Below are 16191 nucleotides of genomic sequence, written 5' to 3' on the forward strand. Positions count from 1 at the left end.
TTATGAAACAGATACTTTTTATATTCCCCTGCTGCTTTCTTTTTTTTGCCGGCTGTGGAAAGGATTTTCTGAATGAGAAAAGGGAGACCAATCAGGTTATACCAAGCAACATAAACGATTATCAGGCGATATTGGACAACAGTACCGTGATGAACAAACAGGCAGCATTCCGTCTGGTGTCCATCGGGTCTGATGAATATATTTATCCCGACGACGCATGGGAAACGCTGAGCCCAATATCCTATTTTTATTATAAAAACGGATACATCTGGGCCGATGATGTCTATGAAGGAAAACAGGTTGCAGACTGGAACAATGCTTATCAGGTGATTATGTATGCCAATCTCGCACTGGACATAAAGAAACTAAAACCTGATGCCCAAAACCTTGAGAGCTGGAAAAATATTCAGGGACAGGCGCTATTTCATCGTGCCTTTGCCTATTATCAACTGGCGCAGGCATTCTGCAGACCGTATGTCCCTGCAACAGCAAAGCTGGACAGGGCCATTCCATTACGTCTGGATTATGATGTAGCGGTCAGTCCGCAATACGGCAACCTTGAAGATATGTACGATAAAGTAATATCGGATCTGCTGGAAGCAGCCAGCCTGCTACCGGAAACAGCAGCTAATAATTATAGACCGTCGAGACTTTCATCGTACGCACTGCTGGCCAGAATTTTCAGGGAAATGGACCGTTGGGATCAGGCCCTTGAATATAGTGAAAAGATCCTTTCGGTAAAGAAAGACCTGCTTGACTATAACAAGATCAGCGGATCCCCTTCATATCCTTTTGACGCCATGAAAAAAGGAATGAAAAACAGCGAGATCCTTTTCTATTGCCAGTCCTTCGGAGCTCCCATTATGAGCAAGGGGATCGTCAGTGAAGATATCCTGAGGTCCTATGAACAAAATGATCTGAGAAAAGCCCTATTTTTTAAGAATGGGCGACGGTTTTATGGTTCCTATGCGGGAAGCATCTTCTTTAACGGACTGGCCCTGGATGAAGTTGTCCTGATCCGTGCTGAGGCCTATCTCAAAAAAGGCCTGCCCGAAAAAGCAAAAGATGACCTGGAGTTTCTACTGTCCCATCGGTATAGGAACGGCGATTTTGGCTCAATCGCCTCAGATGAAAATTCCCTTCGGGAGCGCATCGATGACGAACGGATAAAAGAACTTTATATGCGGGGAACCAGATGGTCGGACATCAGGAAACAGAACTTAACAGGTGACGATGGGATCACCCTGACACGTCAGGCAGGCGGAAAAACGTATTCACTGCTCCCTGATGATGCCCGATGGGTTTGGCAATGGCCGGACAGTGAGAAAAACTATTGATCAGAAATGATAGATGGCGGATAGCTATATCCGCCATCTAAAGGATCGGGCCCTGTGAAAAAATATGTTAATTTGCTTATTCCTCTTCTCTATAAACAGGTTCACCTACAAGGATCTTACCTTCTGTCTGTAGCTGGTAAGCATGGGCCAACGTATTGATCGGGCCGGTATAGGATTGTCTGTCGATAGGAACGGCACACATGTTACCTTCAGGCTCCTGACATTCAGTTCCGGGTGTTCCTCCGGGATAAGGACCGTCAATAACCTTGTTGGTATTGCCTGATCCATTATCGGAAACCTCAAACCATTGGAAAGTCAATCGCTTGCTTTCATGGTTTTTCCAGGAAACTGTCAGGGCCACAACTGATAGAAGTACCACTAATGCGCCAAAGTTCAAATTTTTAAATAATGATTTCATAACAAAAAATTTAATGGTTAGCATGCGCTGATTTCATCAGGCCCATTGCATGGCCTGCCCCATATACCATCCGAGGTCTTGGCCTGGGGATATTCCTTGATCTTGGCAGGGCAGACCTTCAACCTGCCTTATCGGCTGAGTTATGATAAGATGGTATCCTCCTTCCTGCCGAGATCGGAAACGACGTCTTTTTCCGTATGGCTTTTGTGGGCCGACACCCAATATATGATACCTATGGTAATAAATATGCTGTTCAGTGCAATATGCAGCCAGTGGTTGTTTGTCGGCCATATCCCAGCGCAGGCGCAGGGCGTATAACCGAGTACCCCCGAAACTCCAACCAAAAGATAGATAGTAAAAATAACAATCACGACCGTAGACAGCCTCAGGCCCAGTTTCGTTGTAGGTCTATATAGCAATATTAAGGTCAGGCCTATATACAAGGCCGGGAGTCCCCAAAGAAGCAGTTGCTCCATCCAGTAGGGAAATGACTGCAATGCCATTTCACTTTTGGTCGTATCCCAGCTACTGAGCTTGACAGCAGCTGTAACTCCCCAGAGCAGTAAAAAGCCGTATTGCGCGATAGTCTCTATTTTCTTTTTTGTTCTCATTTCCTTATTGTTTATATCGCTGTTCCCTATTCAGGGATAGCCGGTTACAAAACCTTTAATACAAAGTTCAGGTTTGGGTATAGCCTGAAAAAGGAAAAAACGGACAATTTTTGGAGACTTTTGATCAAAAATGTCCGTTTATTCCCTTTCTGGGTAACAAAAGAGATACAATAGAAAAGATCTACATGAGGTTATTTCTTTCCTCCATTTCGGTAGTAGCTACGATAGATACGTGAAAAGCTACCAAGATCCGTGTAGCCAACCAGGGAAAATACTTCTTTTTGGGTCAGTCCCTGTTCATCGATGAATTTTCGGGCCCTCTCCATTCTTAGCCTTACACAATAGTCATAGGGCGTAGTTCCAAATATGACCCTGAACTTTCTGCGAAAAGTTTTATCGCTCATCGGTAGATCCTGTAGCAGCGACTGGATATCAATTTCTGGATCTGTAAAATTTTTCATTATATATAATCCTGCCAGATAGATCCTGTCCAGTCCCGAGCTGACCAGCATTTCGTGGTAAGACTTCAAGACCATAGCAATCTTCTTGCGCATTTTGAGCTTGACGATCCCGATATTGGCATCATTGAAGTCCAGTATCTCGTCAAGTTCTTCTCCCAGCACATGATCAATCCTAAGGCGCGGAAGGATGCTGAACTGTCTATCGGAAAGCGCTATTTCACTTAACGCCTCCCATAGGACCCTATAGGGCCGGACAATACTTTCTGTCCATTTCGGATCAAATGAAATAATGAGAGCCTTTACTACAGACTCTTCTACAATTTCTCCTCGGTAGACTCCGGCCCTACTATGTGAGGGATAAAAACTGTTTTCGTTTGCCGTGGTAACTTCTGTACCATCTTCTGTTGAAAACCTGAGATCTCCCTGCATCGTAAATAAAAGGAACAGCCTGTCACGGTCCAACTGAAATCGAAGTCTGAAAGGTTCTTCTGTACGGATCTGTAAAAGCTCAATATGGTATTTTTTTAGGAGTAGCTTCTCACGGAGGACTTCTGCTTTCGGAAAAAAATACCTTAAGGACGAAGTTGCTGACTTCAAAGCATTTTCCGTCCAGTCAGCAGGACAGCTACCTAAATCAAGTACGGAAAGGGGCTCAGTGGGAAAAATAATATTAAAATGATCCGTCATAAACGCAAAAAAATAATTGTATACTGTTCTACTTGGACTACTTTAGGGGTACGAAATACATTAAATGTAGGGTGTTACATTTCACATTTGCAAATTTTTTCGATAAACAGACATTTCACCACTATAAGTTGCACGATTTCCTCGATATCTGCCTTTTTCGCACAGCCTTTCTCCTGACCTGACAACTGTCCGCTTCGTCTTCAGCAGCAAATTGGTTAGATTTAGGAAGCTGTTAATACCTATGATCGAAATAGGGAGTGACCTGAACATGCTGACAGGCAGAAAATATTTTCGAAGGATATTGCCTCAAAGGACCTATTTACAACCGAAGGGAATACAGAAAAACAAAACTTGTTTCTATGGCGACCAATAAAAAATGCAGGGAAACAGGAAAGGTGATATTTGCTTCATGGATAGAGGCCCGCCTCGTTATGCTCGACATTAAGTGGAACTACTTTTTCAAAAGGGACGAAACAGGCCGCCGCATCAAGCATCGGCAGGGACAGCCCGTACAGCGGCGGGCATATTACTGCACATGTTGCCGCGGGTACCACCTGACCAAATGGAAAAAATCAAATTTTAACTCCTATACCGAGAAAAAATGGAGAAGGGATAAATGGGAAGAAAATTTAGATTTATAAAAGCTTTGCCCCATACCATGACCCTTAATCACGATTGAAACGGCCACTGTGGAGGATGCATCGTAAAACGGCCATCCTTTTGGGACAGCCGCTTAAGGATTAGTTTATGGGGATTGTTTGAAAAAAAATATCAAATTACGCATTTCAAGGAAGTTTTCAAAACCCGGAATTAAAAGCTTCCTATTTCCCCAGCTGCTTGATGAAGTATACAATTTCGGAAAGGGATTTGTTTCCCAGTCCATCTATTGCTGCGAGCTTCTCATACGAACAGGCCATCAGTTCAGCAACGGTCATTATCCCATGCTTCTGGAGAGCACCCACAGTCTTTGCACTGATCTCCTGCCGAAAATAGTAAAGGTCGCTTTCAAGGATCACCTCATGGATATATTCATTGTCACCCAGAATCCGCCGCAGTTTCATGGAAAGATTTCGAAGCGAAATATAATCCATCTTTCGAAGATCGAGCCTCGTTTTCACACCATCCAGATAGATATCAATTTCGTGTTCTTTCATGTTTTCAGACGATTTGGTTATGTATTAATGGCTATCTGTTCCGACCGTTATCCTGTCCAAGATCAACATTTAAATTAGGTAAACTTGAATAATAATTCCAAATTTATTCGACCAACTCCCATTTGACCATAACCAATGATACAATATGCCCGATTACTTAAATTTTTAAGGCAAGCACTTCGCAATTTTACCGACAAAAAGAGTCTCATTAATAAGGTTCTGCATCTTCGCTATCGCAGTCCGGTACTTAAACCCTCATAGATTGTGAACTCCGGTTTAAATTATTTATTTTAGCCATTCAATCCTTAATTAGGCCATGAAGAGAAACCGATTGATCCTTTTATTCATTTTTCCCCTATTGTTTGTTTCCTGCAAAAAAGAAAATTCTGGTAAGGATATGACTGACCTCCTGAAAGGAAAATGGAACTTAAAAAGTTATGAAACTACCCTTTCCACGGGTGATAAAAATGGAAACAGTAATGTTCAGACAGACAACCTCCCGTACCAATATCTGAGTTTTGATGGACCTGACAGTGCTTCACTACGGTTAACGGTACCGTATTTTATCGGTTCAAGTAGTGCCAGCGATGGCGGAGAATGGAATCCTCCGGGCGCAGATGTAAGCATTAAAGACGGTAGAATCCAGACCAGAGAACCTATTTATTACCGCAAATATTATTATCAGGTCGCAGGAAACCATCTCTTGCTTAAGGAAAACAAGACATTTAATCCATCCGCCTGGGTAGAGAAATGGGGAAACCCTGCGACAGGAATTGTCGATTCCCTCGCAGATTATTACCCAAAGCTCAGGAAAGATATAGATTGGTGGGATATATCCGTCGATGAAAATTCATTAAAATTGCAGCAGGAAATCAGCTATAGCGGCAAGGATAGCTTTCGTTCCAAGGTAATAATGGTCTTTTCAAGAGATTAGAGAAGGGCCACTATTTCTACCCGTATACTCTGCAAGAAAAAGCTGAAAAACAAAAAAGCCTGCAAATTAAACATTTGCAGGCTTTTCTATGTGTTGACTTTTAGATCTGTAGCCCGTAGGGGAATCGAACCCCTGTTTCAAGAATGAAAATCTTGCGTCCTCACCCCTAGACGAACGGGCCTTTTAGGCAACTCCAATCACATTGTTGTTTTTGGAGTTGCAAATATAGACCTTAAAATCAGTATTCCAAAATTATTTTAATATTTTTTAAATAAGATCGAAACCGATATCTCTTCGGAAGTATTTTCCTTCAAAATAGATCCTGCCCGCATCTGCTGTAGCTTGTTGAAGAGCTTCAAACAGCGTATCTTGCAATGTGGTCACGGCAATGACACGTCCGCCTGCTGTGACGATCTTGCCCTCTACTTCCTTCGTACCTGCTTGAAATACGATGGATTCTTTGACATTTTCAATATTGGTGATCTCTTTTCCAGATTCATAATCTCCGGGGTAACCACCGGCAACCAACATCACTGTTACTGCAGTTTGAGGCGATACGGTATAAGAGCGTTGATCCAAATTGCCTTGAGCAACACCTTCCAATAAATCCAACAGATCCGATTCAATACGTGGCAATACGGATTCAGTTTCCGGATCCCCCATACGAACATTATATTCGATCACATAAGGTTCACCCTCCACATTCATCAGCCCAATGAAGATAAACCCTTTATAAGGAATACCATCCTTTTTAAGTCCCTCTACCGTTGGTCTGATAATGCGCTCTTCCACTTTATTCAAAAAAGTCTCATCCGCGAAAGGAACAGGAGATATCGACCCCATGCCTCCAGTGTTTAGACCTGTATCGCCTTCCCCAATACGTTTATAATCTTTTGCAGAAGGAAGCACTTTATACGAATTGCCATCTGTCAAAACAAAAACTGACAATTCAATTCCTTTTAAAAATTCTTCAACAACCACAACCCGGCTCGCTTCCCCAAATTTAGAATCTGCAATCATCGCCTTTAACTCAGCTTGAGCATCCTCTAGGGTCTCGCAAATCAGTACCCCTTTACCTGCAGCCAAACCATCCGCCTTCAGCACAATAGGTAATTTTTGCGTTTCAAGATACGCCAGCCCTTCGTCCAAGGATGTAGCATCAAAGGACCTCGAAGCTGCTGTAGGTACACCATGGCGATCCATAAACTGCTTTGAAAAATCTTTTGAGCCTTCCAGCTGAGCACCCTCCTGTTGCGGTCCTATAACGGGGATATGCTTTAAGTCTTCCCGGTTTAAGAAGTAATCATGAATACCTTTAACCAAGGGCTCCTCCGGACCTACCAGCACCATGTGCACATTATTTTCCAGAACGAAGGTAGCAAGAGCTGCAAAGTCAGTAACCTTAATATTTACATTCTGACCATACGCCCCCGTTCCTGCATTGCCTGGAGCAATAAACAATTGATCTAAACGTGGACTTTTCGACAATTTATAGGCAAAGGCCGATTCACGACCTCCTGAACCGATTATTAGGATATTCATAACACAAAGATATTTTTTTTATGCTAATTTAAGGTATCAGTTGATTTTAAATGGGACTAATATTTAATTTATAAATTGATTAAAGGAAAAATATTTTCTAATTTTCATGAAACATTAGTCATATGTATCCTAAATTACTGCTTTTAATAAATTTCCTGTTATTCGCTTTATTAGCACCGGCTCAGATCGATCAAACGCTACAAAAGCTAGAAACCTACCACGAACAACACGTGAAGGAAAAAATCTATCTCCATGTCGATAAAAATGACTATTCGGCAGGCGAAACGATCTGGTTCAAATTATACTGCACCACAGCTCCTTTTAACTATTTGAGCAATATCAGTAAAATAGCCAATATAGAATTGATCTCACCCACAAATAAAATTATTAAAAGCATCAAAATTCCGGTCACAATCGGCCTCGGCATAGGAGACCTCAACTTGCCGGATACACTGGAAGAAGGCTCCTATCGAATTAGATCATTCACCAGATGGATGCAAAATGACTCGACAGCTAATTTCTATGAGCGTGTCATTCCTGTCACAAATGGCCGATCGGATAATGTAATGACGAAAAGTAGCCTCATTAAAAACGGAACTGAAAACATCTTCCAGATCAATCTCAAAACCATCCAAGGAGCGCCCCTAATCAACAACAGCATTAGTTATACCCTACAACAAAATAATAACAAAGAAAAATCTGGGCGATTAAAATCAAATGAAAATGGCACCATATCACTGGAATTGAAAGATGACTTTAAGGGAGGAACGCTATCATTACAATTCCTTTCTCTAGACAAAAGACGTGTGTTAAAAAGTTTTATTATCCCTGACCCAAACAGCCAAAATAGCCTACAGATTTTCCCCGAGAGTGGTGATTTCGTCAATAACATCTTATGCAAAACAGGCTTCAAAACTCTCACACCTACAGGCTTAGGAAAAAAGGCAAAAATAACCGTAAAGGAGGAAAACCAAACGACCATTGCCGAATTTGAAACTAATTCATTGGGAATGGGAAGTATCCCCCTACTGCTGCAGACAGGAAAAAAATACATAGCCACGGCATTTTTTGAAGACGGATCTTCAACGAGCACTGCTTTGCCCGCTGTATTAAACTCGGGGTATGTGCTAACAGTAAATTCAGCACTAAAGGATAAGATTGCTGCCCAATTTTCCACGACGGATGATTTAGTCAATGGCGAAGAAATTTATTTAGTCGCGCAATATAATGGTCTTGTCTTCCATGCTGCCAAACAAAAATTAAATGCAGCAGAGGTCTTATTTAATATTCCGAAGAAAAACCTTCCGTCCGGTGTATTACAGCTAACCATTTTGAGCGCGCAAATGGCGCCCCTTGCAGAAAGGCTTGTATTTAACTACAATACCGAATCAACTTTACTGCCCGTTTCAATAGCTCTCAATAAATCTAGCTTCACGACCCGCGATAAGGTAACCGCAAACCTCAACGTCCACTACGACGATCGTGACACATCAAAAGTTGCCGCACTCTCGGCTTCGGTTGTCAACCTGAATAAGGTGGACTCTACAACAGACCGCTATTATTCGTCTATTGTCTCTGAACTCTTGCTGAAAGCTGATCTTCGCGGCTTTATCGAACGCCCCAATTATTACTTCGAGGATTTAACAAATATCAAGATTAACGATTTGGACAACCTCATGTTGATCCAAGGCTGGCGCAAATTGGATTGGAAAGGCTATGAAAATACCGCGCCCACATCGTTTCTTCCAGAAAAAGGACTTACGGTATCGGGAACCGTCAAGAAAACGGCGCGTAAGGCTGTTGTACCAAACGCTAAAGTAACCATTATACCCACAAGCAACATGTTGCTAAGTTTAGATACACTGACCGATGGAAATGGACGGTTTGCTTTTGACGAGCTATTCTTTGCTGATAGTGTCAAGTTTATTGTAACAGGCGATGGTCCCAAGGAGAAAAAAAGAGTGGATATTATCATCGACGAACCGCTTAACCCTTCACTAAATAAAAGTAAAGATCAACCACTGTTGATTAATGACATCAATACCAATCTGCTTACACAACTAAAAAATAGTCAACAATTTCTTGGCGAATTAGAAGCAGCAGGCATTATCCAGAAGAGTATCCGATTGGAAGAGGTTCAGGTCAATAGGGTAAGAACAACTAAAGCTGACAAGAATTCCAGAAACCTGAATGGTCCGGGAAACGCCGATCAAGTCATATCCGCTGAAGATCTTTCCGCATGTACAACACTGGAACAATGCCTTTCAGGACGATTAGTCGGTGTTATGTTTCGAAATGGTGTTCCGTATAGCACAAGGTCTATGGGATTAAATGGCGGTAACCCTATGCAAATTGTCCTTGATGGCATGTATATTGAAGCTGATCAAATTAATATGATTAATGTGGCAGATATCGCAAGTATAGAAGTGCTTCGTAGTATCGGCAATACGGCCATATATGGCATGTATGGCGCAAATGGTGTGATTGTGATAACAAGCAAATCGGGTGATGCGCTTTCTTCATCCTATACCCCTACAGGAATCGTCACAATTGTACCCAAGGGATTACATGTAAACCGAACTTTTTTCAAACCTCAATACGATGTGACAAACAAAAATGAACTACGACGTGATCTAAGAACGACAATCGCCTGGGAACCCAATCTGATTACTTCCAAAGACGGAAAAACACAGTTTGAATTTTTCACATCGGATGAACCGGGGAAATATAAAATAATTGTAGAAGGAATAAGCATGGATGGAAAAATTGCGCACTTCGAATATTTGATAGAGGTAAAACCACAATAGCAGCGCAAACAAATCGTTATCTTTAAAACAAGAATATGCAACATATTAAAACCACAATAGACGATCATATTTTAAGTATTTTCCTCGACAGAGGAAAGTCTAACGCCATCGACACGCAACTACTGAAGGAGCTGATCAATACATTGGAAGCATCCCAACAAAATGAAGCTATCTATGGCACCATATTGATTGGAAAGGAAAACTTCTTCAGCGCAGGACTCGATCTTATCACTTTATTCCAATATGATGAAGAACAAATTAGGGAGTTCTGGAATTTATTCCTAGAAGCGACATCACTTTTAGCTGCCTTTCCAAAACCGCTCGTTGCTGCAATATCAGGCCACAGCCCTGCTGGAGGGTGCGTACTCGCTCTTTGCTGCGATTACCGGATTATGGCCGAAGGTAATTTTGTAATTGGTCTCAATGAAATTCCTGTCGGGCTCATTGTCCCCGAAAGTATATTTGAGCTATATGCCTTTTGGATCGGAAAAAGAACTGCATATCAGAATTTGCTCGAGGGCAAACTGCTTTCTCCCGTAGAAGCCAAAAATCAGGGACTTGTAGACGATATTGTTCCGTCAAATATACTCTTCAATACAGCAACAAAAAAAATAAAACAGATTACACAGTTCAACCAAAAAACCTGGACGACATCAAAACTGAACTTCCGAAAGGAAATAATCCTTAAATTGCGCGAGAATAGAGAAGAGACAATCCAGCGTATTCTCGAACAGTGGTGGCTTCCGTCAACACGCTCTATTTTAAAGTCAATCATCGAAAACTTGACTTCAAAGAAGTAATTTAAAACAAAATCATCATGAGAAATGTCTTTTTCTTTATTCTTATTTGTTTCACAGCAGCAACTATCTCCTGTAGAAATAACAAAAAAGAAGATAAAGCTGTAAAAATCATTCAGGATTCAGTTCCTGTGGATACGATACAAAAACGCGATACTCTTGAAAAAGAAGTAAAGAAACAGAACTCAGAAACATTGGAAGAAGTGCTCGAAAAACTTGCAAAGGCTTATTCAGAACAAGACAGCAAAAACAATAAATTCGTATGTACATCCCAAATTGGGGATTTACATTATCTATCGCCCAGGCGCACTAGACTCTTATGTACATCAAAACAGTTTCAATTTTTCTAAACCCGTACCGGAATACCACGCGTATGAAAAGTTAATATACAAGGGACCATTGAAGTCAGGAAAACTACCTATTTTTGATTGTGGTACGATGAAATGGGAAAAACTCGGATTCTATTATGATAGAAAAACTCGACCGAATGAATTGTCGCAAACGGCAAAATTCATGAATGAAATTCTTGATGCCAAAATAAATAATACTGAAATGCAGCGCCTAAGAAATTTAGAATCCAGAAGTTATAGAGCCATCATGACCTCTGATGAGCACGAAGAACCATTTGTTTTTCATGTAACAAAAGAAGGCGAAAAATGGTTTATTACAGTGATAGACCGCGCCTATGCCGGATGCGATGCATAATACTTTGTACATTTTAGCCAAACTTAACGATAATGAAAAATTTAGATAAAGACATACAAAAGAAAATCGAAGATTGGTTAACCCCAAGTTTTGATGAAAGAACTCGACAAGAAGTTCAGGATTTAATCGACAGTAATGAGGAGACAGAACTTACCGATTCTTTTTACAAAGATCTGGAGTTTGGAACCGGAGGTTTGAGAGGCATTATGGGCGTAGGCTCCAATCGGATGAATAAGTATACGATTGGTAAGGCAACCCAAGGTCTGTCTAACTACCTCAAAAAACAGTTCCCAGACCAGGAGATCAAGGTAGCGGTATCTTATGATAGCCGCAATAATTCACAGGCTTTTGGGCAGCTGGTTGCCAACGTGTTTGCAGCCAACGGCATCAAAGTGCATCTTTTCACGTCTTTACGACCAACCCCCATGTTGTCCTTTGCCATCCGTCATTTTGGCTGTCAGAGCGGTGTGATGCTAACGGCTTCGCACAATCCAAAGGAATACAATGGTTATAAGGCCTACTGGAATGACGGCTGCCAGCTAACTGCCCCGCACGACAAAAATGTAATCGAGGAAGTAAATGCAATCCGCTCAGTCGATGACATCAAATTTGACGGAAATACACAAAATATCATTCCCGTCGGGGAAGAAATCGACCAGATCTACATCGACGCCAATAAAAAACTAAGCATTCATCCTGAAGCTGTATTAGCGCAAAAAGACTTAAAAATTGTTTTCTCTCCAATACACGGCACGGGCATTACCATAGTCCCTAAAATGCTAGCAGCCTGGGGCTTTGAAAATGTGTCCGTTGTTTCTGAGCAGGCTACTCCTGATGGCAACTTTCCAACGGTAATTTATCCGAACCCCGAAGAGGAAGATGCCATGGCCTTAGCGAAGAAAAAAGGGGAAGAAATTGATGCTGATCTTGTATTGGCAACAGACCCGGATGCTGACCGTGTGGGAATTGCCGTAAAAAATAACCAGGGACAGTTTCAGCTGCTCAATGGTAATCAGATCGGTAGTTTATTGATCTACTACGTCCTTAGCGCTAAAAGTGATCTTAAGCAGCTGGGATCAAATCCATATATTGTTAAAACGATTGTAACAACAAACCTGGAGGCAGACATTGCAGAACATTTTGGTGTGCCCTGCTATGAAACGCTCACTGGTTTTAAATATATTGGCGAACTGATGACCAAATTAGGCGATTCAGCAAACTATCTGGCGGGCGGGGAAGAAAGCTATGGTTACCTTGTCGGTGATCTTGTACGCGACAAGGATGCTCCCAACGCCTGTGCTTTTCTCGCCGAGATGACCGCCTATTTCAAATCAAAAGGCAAAACAGTCTATGAGGTACTCATGGATATCTATAAGGAATTTGGCTGCTACCAGGAAAAACTAATTTCTTTGACAAAAAAAGGAAAAGCTGGAGCCGAAGAAATTCAGGCGATGATGTCGGGATTACGCGCTAATTTACCGACTAGCCTCGGAGGTGTTCAGGTCAAGGAGATCCGTGATTATCAACTGTCCCAAACCACCGATATGCGTACCGGCGAGAAAACTGCGATCTCGTTGCCTAAATCGGATGTGCTGCAGTTCATCACAGTAGACGGTGACGTGATTTCGGCCCGCCCATCGGGTACTGAGCCTAAAATCAAATTCTACTGTTCTGTAAAAGAAAGCTTAAAAGATACCGCAGACTATGCCGATGTACAAAAAGCTTTAGAAGAGAAGGTCGACCGTATGATGAAAGATATCGTAAACTAATGGAAAAGTGGAAGCTATTATCTTCTGAATATATCTGTAAAGAACCTTGGGCGACGTTGCGAAGAGATGCATGTGAGCTCCCTGATGGAAGAATCAACGACCATTATTATGTACTGGAATATCCAGATTGGGTAAACATGGTCGGAATTACCGAGGAGAATGAGCTCCTGGTCATTAAACAATACCGCCACGGAGCCGGCATTATTTCATTGGAGATTCCCGCAGGAACGACAGAACCAGAAGAAGATCCGAGGAATGCAGCTGTGCGCGAGATGCTCGAAGAAACAGGCTATGCATTTGACAAGATGGAAGAGATCGCCACGCTTTATGCCAACCCCGCAACGAGTGGTAATATTACCTATACCTACCTAATGACAGGAGGTAAAAAAGTTCAGGAACAGGCATTGGATGAAAATGAGGAAATCGACGTCTATCTTATTCCACTCGAAGAGGCAAAAGAAATGCTATTGAACAACAAATTCAGTCAGGCATTACACGCTAGTGCTTTATTCTACGCTTTCAATAAATTAGGCTTGTTATAAAACAAGCCTAATTTTATTCTGTTTTTTTCCTTCATACTTTAATTTTCACTAGCCTTTTGATTTTTGTACCTTTGCATCATGGCAAGAGAAATTTTTGAAACTAAGCGAAAGGCCTTGAAAATAAATCTAAACCCAGAGATTTATGGTACTTTCGCAGAGATCGGTGCTGGACAGGAAGTCGCACGCAACTTTTTCAACGCAGGCGCCGCTTCAGGCACAATTGCTAAGACAATGTCCGCTTACGATATGGCATTTAGTGATGCAATTTATGGCGAAGAGGCCGATGGACGATATGTCAGCAGAACGCGGGTAAAAAAGATGCTCTCTCACGAGTTTAATCTTCTTACGCAAAGACTTCACGGCGATAAATATTGTAACAAAAAATTCTTTGCCTTTGCAGATACCGTAACAACACTCAATTTTACGAAGACCAATGAACCTCACGGTTGGATAGGGCTTCGATTTCAGCACGAAGTTGGCGGTCCTACCAATGACATCATTGTCCATGTTAGACTCCTAGACAGCGACAACCAATTGCAACAAAAGGTATTGGGCATCATTGGTGTCAATTTACTATTTGCTGCTTATTACTACGCGGAGAATGTGCAGACGATGATTGAATCATTAGTTGACAACCTTTCTGTTGGGTCTGTAGAAATTGACTTGGTCAAACTCAATGGGCCACTCTTTGAAAATGTCAACCAACGGCTCATTAACTTATATCTGATTGCAAAAGGATTTGCCAAAGCTGCAATTTTTCAACCTGATGGCAGAGCTGTACAAATCAAAGATTACCTGTACAAAAAGAACATTATTATACTCCGTACTAAATACCGCCAAAAATCTCTTCCAAACTTTGATCTTTTCAATCTTGCCGTTGAACAGTTCAAAAAAAACACGGGCGCCACAGACGCAGATACTATTGTATTAATTGAGGTCCTCATGGGAAATGTCTTGGAAGATACACATGAAATTACAGATCAGGATTTGCAAGAATTTGCTTCTAGAGCGGATGAATTATGTGCTACCGGAAACAATATTATCGTAAGCAACTTTAGAAGAAACAATCACTTGGCGGAGTTTATCAGTAACTTTAAGCCCAAACACATCGGTATTGCCACAAACGTTTACAATTTAAAGAATATTTTCAATTCCGATAATTATAATAAAGAACTATATACTAATGAGCTTCTCTCCTATATTTCGGGAATGTTCAATAAAAATGTGAAATTATACGCCTATCCTTACCTCCTTAAAAAAGAAAATAAGATTATTACCACGCATAATATGCCAGTTTCCGAAGAAGCCAAACCGCTCTTCGAATTTTTGATCAAAAATGGCTATATTATTGATATTGAAAATTACGACGAAAAATTTGTAAAAACCGTATAAGCGCAGACTATCTTTTAACTATTGATAATATAGCCCAATTGCGCAAATTGGGCTATATTATTTTTGCCCTACAATGAAGGCCGTAAACGTATTTACCGCTGTCCCGGATGAGCAAAACGCTTGAGTACATCAACGTCATCCGGGCTGGTTGGATAACGTTGGCTATTATCCAGTCTAAAAAATTAAAAAATAGCGTATTAGCTGACTACAAAAATTTCTTATAGATCGAATAGAGTATTTTAAGATCCTGATCACTCATGAACGCGGTATGAACATCCTGCTGGATGTAGTGAATCTTAAACGCCTTGATTGCCGCATCGACATTGCTTACGTCGTATCCGATGATACGTAATGCCATTTTAGGATTAAAGTCTGCCGGAGGCGTCTCTAAATAGTCTTCATACCAAAAACCGAAGCCTTGATCGGCCAACTTTTTCCATGGAAAACGCGATGGATCGTTTTTCCGAGTTGGAGCCAGATCCATATGTCCTATAAAATTGGCCTGCGGAATTCTGTAGGTCGTCTTTAAATAAGTCAACAACTGCATCAAGGCATTTATCTGTGCATCAGTCCAAGGATCGGTGGTCCCATTATTGTCCAGCTCGATGCCAATAGAAGAAGAATTAAGATCCGTATCGTTGCCCCATTTTCCTAATCCAGCATGATGCGCACGAAAGAGATTATTGACCATCTGCACGATTTTTCCATCTCTACCGACCACGTAATGGGAGCTTACACCTGCTTTCGCGGAATGAAATGTGCGAACGGTCTGTCCTAAAGAATCCTGAGCTGTATGATGAATAACGACAAAATTGGGTTTACGGATACCAAAATTAATCGATGCAATCCATTGTTGATCGTTGACATTCACCTTCTCTAATTGACCGGTAACAGGCGATTGTTTGTATAGTTTTGACAACTCCTTTGCCTGCTTCTTATATACCTTTTCAGTCTTCGCGTATTTCCCTCCCGCACAAGAGGCTAAGAAGACTGTCGCGACACAAAAATTGATGGATAATTTTAGTATGTTCATAT

16 protein-coding genes and 1 tRNA gene are annotated in these 16191 nt (G+C 41.4%); 10 read left to right on the top strand and 7 right to left on the bottom strand.

Annotation, left to right across the window (positions count from 1 at the left end):
* The first annotated feature begins 2 nt into the window (after positions 1-2).
* Positions 3-1337 carry a RagB/SusD family nutrient uptake outer membrane protein gene (locus tag QE382_RS01290; RefSeq protein WP_104384695.1) on the top strand — a complete coding sequence of 445 codons (1335 nt, stop codon included), beginning with the start codon at positions 3-5 and terminating at the stop codon, positions 1335-1337.
* 76 nt (positions 1338-1413) lie between these two features.
* Here the strand turns inward: QE382_RS01290 and QE382_RS01295 are convergent, their stop codons facing one another.
* From QE382_RS01295 to QE382_RS01305, 3 genes are all read right to left on the bottom strand, one after another.
* The gene (locus tag QE382_RS01295) at positions 1414-1755 is read right to left on the bottom strand and encodes a hypothetical protein (RefSeq protein ID WP_104384696.1); all 342 of its coding nucleotides are present in this window, start codon (positions 1753-1755) and stop codon (positions 1414-1416) included.
* A gap of 140 nt (positions 1756-1895) precedes the next feature.
* Positions 1896-2366, bottom strand: a complete 471-nt coding sequence (locus QE382_RS01300; RefSeq protein ID WP_104384697.1) for a MauE/DoxX family redox-associated membrane protein — start codon at positions 2364-2366, stop codon at positions 1896-1898.
* Positions 2367-2557: 191 nt separating this feature from the next.
* A complete protein-coding gene (locus tag QE382_RS01305; RefSeq protein WP_104384698.1) occupies positions 2558-3514 on the bottom strand; it encodes a helix-turn-helix transcriptional regulator in 957 nt (318 codons plus the stop codon).
* 359 nt (positions 3515-3873) lie between these two features.
* Between QE382_RS01305 and QE382_RS01310 the strand changes: the two genes are divergently transcribed.
* A complete protein-coding gene (locus tag QE382_RS01310) occupies positions 3874-4155 on the top strand; it encodes a hypothetical protein (RefSeq protein WP_307184358.1) in 282 nt (93 codons plus the stop codon).
* Between the two features lie 180 nt (positions 4156-4335).
* Here the strand turns inward: QE382_RS01310 and QE382_RS01315 are convergent, their stop codons facing one another.
* Positions 4336-4668, bottom strand: coding sequence for a helix-hairpin-helix domain-containing protein (locus QE382_RS01315; protein ID WP_307184359.1), 333 nt, complete (start codon positions 4666-4668; stop codon positions 4336-4338).
* Between the two features lie 316 nt (positions 4669-4984).
* Here QE382_RS01315 and QE382_RS01320 point away from each other — a divergent pair, with 316 nt between their 5' ends.
* The gene (locus QE382_RS01320; protein ID WP_307184360.1) at positions 4985-5602 is read left to right on the top strand and encodes a hypothetical protein; all 618 of its coding nucleotides are present in this window, start codon (positions 4985-4987) and stop codon (positions 5600-5602) included.
* 109 nt (positions 5603-5711) lie between these two features.
* Here QE382_RS01320 and QE382_RS01325 read toward each other — a convergent pair.
* Positions 5712-5783 (bottom strand) — tRNA-Glu (locus QE382_RS01325).
* Between the two features lie 86 nt (positions 5784-5869).
* Positions 5870-7144 carry a phosphoribosylamine--glycine ligase gene (gene purD / locus QE382_RS01330; protein ID WP_293880109.1) on the bottom strand — a complete coding sequence of 425 codons (1275 nt, stop codon included), beginning with the start codon at positions 7142-7144 and terminating at the stop codon, positions 5870-5872.
* A gap of 122 nt (positions 7145-7266) precedes the next feature.
* Between purD and QE382_RS01335 the strand changes: the two genes are divergently transcribed.
* The 7 genes from QE382_RS01335 to QE382_RS01365 all read left to right on the top strand — a co-directional run bounded on the left by QE382_RS01335 (position 7267) and on the right by QE382_RS01365 (position 15156).
* A complete protein-coding gene (locus QE382_RS01335) occupies positions 7267-9951 on the top strand; it encodes a carboxypeptidase-like regulatory domain-containing protein (RefSeq protein WP_307184361.1) in 2685 nt (894 codons plus the stop codon).
* Positions 9952-9986: 35 nt separating this feature from the next.
* Positions 9987-10751: an enoyl-CoA hydratase/isomerase family protein gene (locus QE382_RS01340; RefSeq protein ID WP_307184362.1), complete on the top strand. Its 765-nt coding sequence runs from the start codon at positions 9987-9989 to the stop codon at positions 10749-10751.
* A 17-nt stretch (positions 10752-10768) separates the two neighbouring features.
* Positions 10769-11098 (top strand): hypothetical protein, encoded by a 330-nt coding sequence (locus tag QE382_RS01345; protein WP_307184363.1) that lies wholly within the window; start codon positions 10769-10771, stop codon positions 11096-11098.
* Between the two features lie 49 nt (positions 11099-11147).
* Complete coding sequence (locus tag QE382_RS01350; protein ID WP_307184364.1) at positions 11148-11453, top strand: hypothetical protein; 306 nt, start codon at positions 11148-11150, stop codon at positions 11451-11453.
* Positions 11454-11485: 32 nt separating this feature from the next.
* Positions 11486-13222, top strand: coding sequence for a phospho-sugar mutase (locus QE382_RS01355; protein WP_307184365.1), 1737 nt, complete (start codon positions 11486-11488; stop codon positions 13220-13222).
* On the top strand, positions 13222-13764 hold the full coding sequence (locus tag QE382_RS01360) for an NUDIX hydrolase (protein ID WP_307184366.1): 543 nt from the start codon (positions 13222-13224) through the stop codon (positions 13762-13764). The genes QE382_RS01355 and QE382_RS01360 overlap by 1 nt, the downstream gene beginning before the upstream one ends.
* Before the next feature lie 78 nt (positions 13765-13842).
* The gene (locus QE382_RS01365) at positions 13843-15156 is read left to right on the top strand and encodes a nicotinamide mononucleotide adenylyltransferase (RefSeq protein WP_307184367.1); all 1314 of its coding nucleotides are present in this window, start codon (positions 13843-13845) and stop codon (positions 15154-15156) included.
* A gap of 205 nt (positions 15157-15361) precedes the next feature.
* Here the strand turns inward: QE382_RS01365 and QE382_RS01370 are convergent, their stop codons facing one another.
* On the bottom strand, positions 15362-16189 hold the full coding sequence (locus QE382_RS01370) for an N-acetylmuramoyl-L-alanine amidase (RefSeq protein WP_307184368.1): 828 nt from the start codon (positions 16187-16189) through the stop codon (positions 15362-15364).
* Positions 16190-16191 lie beyond the last annotated feature (2 nt).

Origin of the sequence: Sphingobacterium zeae (assembly GCF_030818895.1) — a bacterium.
Taxonomy (GTDB): Bacteria; Bacteroidota; Bacteroidia; order Sphingobacteriales; family Sphingobacteriaceae; genus Sphingobacterium; species Sphingobacterium zeae.

What these genes read in the sequence shown, in the direction of transcription:
- QE382_RS01355 (WP_307184365.1), top strand. Translation starts at nt 11,486, where the DNA reads ATGAAAAATTTAGATAAAGACATACAAAAGAAAATCGAAGATTGGTTA.
- QE382_RS01315 (WP_307184359.1), bottom strand. Translation starts at nt 4,668, where the DNA reads ATGAAAGAACACGAAATTGATATCTATCTGGATGGTGTGAAAACGAGG.
- QE382_RS01360 (WP_307184366.1), top strand. Translation starts at nt 13,222, where the DNA reads ATGGAAAAGTGGAAGCTATTATCTTCTGAATATATCTGTAAAGAACCT.
- QE382_RS01300 (WP_104384697.1), bottom strand. Translation starts at nt 2,366, where the DNA reads ATGAGAACAAAAAAGAAAATAGAGACTATCGCGCAATACGGCTTTTTA.
- QE382_RS01320 (WP_307184360.1), top strand. Translation starts at nt 4,985, where the DNA reads ATGAAGAGAAACCGATTGATCCTTTTATTCATTTTTCCCCTATTGTTT.
- QE382_RS01335 (WP_307184361.1), top strand. Translation starts at nt 7,267, where the DNA reads ATGTATCCTAAATTACTGCTTTTAATAAATTTCCTGTTATTCGCTTTA.
- QE382_RS01345 (WP_307184363.1), top strand. Translation starts at nt 10,769, where the DNA reads ATGAGAAATGTCTTTTTCTTTATTCTTATTTGTTTCACAGCAGCAACT.
- QE382_RS01340 (WP_307184362.1), top strand. Translation starts at nt 9,987, where the DNA reads ATGCAACATATTAAAACCACAATAGACGATCATATTTTAAGTATTTTC.
- QE382_RS01290 (WP_104384695.1), top strand. Translation starts at nt 3, where the DNA reads ATGAAACAGATACTTTTTATATTCCCCTGCTGCTTTCTTTTTTTTGCC.
- QE382_RS01305 (WP_104384698.1), bottom strand. Translation starts at nt 3,514, where the DNA reads ATGACGGATCATTTTAATATTATTTTTCCCACTGAGCCCCTTTCCGTA.
- QE382_RS01295 (WP_104384696.1), bottom strand. Translation starts at nt 1,755, where the DNA reads ATGAAATCATTATTTAAAAATTTGAACTTTGGCGCATTAGTGGTACTT.
- purD (WP_293880109.1), bottom strand. Translation starts at nt 7,144, where the DNA reads ATGAATATCCTAATAATCGGTTCAGGAGGTCGTGAATCGGCCTTTGCC.
- QE382_RS01310 (WP_307184358.1), top strand. Translation starts at nt 3,874, where the DNA reads ATGGCGACCAATAAAAAATGCAGGGAAACAGGAAAGGTGATATTTGCT.
- QE382_RS01370 (WP_307184368.1), bottom strand. Translation starts at nt 16,189, where the DNA reads ATGAACATACTAAAATTATCCATCAATTTTTGTGTCGCGACAGTCTTC.
- QE382_RS01365 (WP_307184367.1), top strand. Translation starts at nt 13,843, where the DNA reads ATGGCAAGAGAAATTTTTGAAACTAAGCGAAAGGCCTTGAAAATAAAT.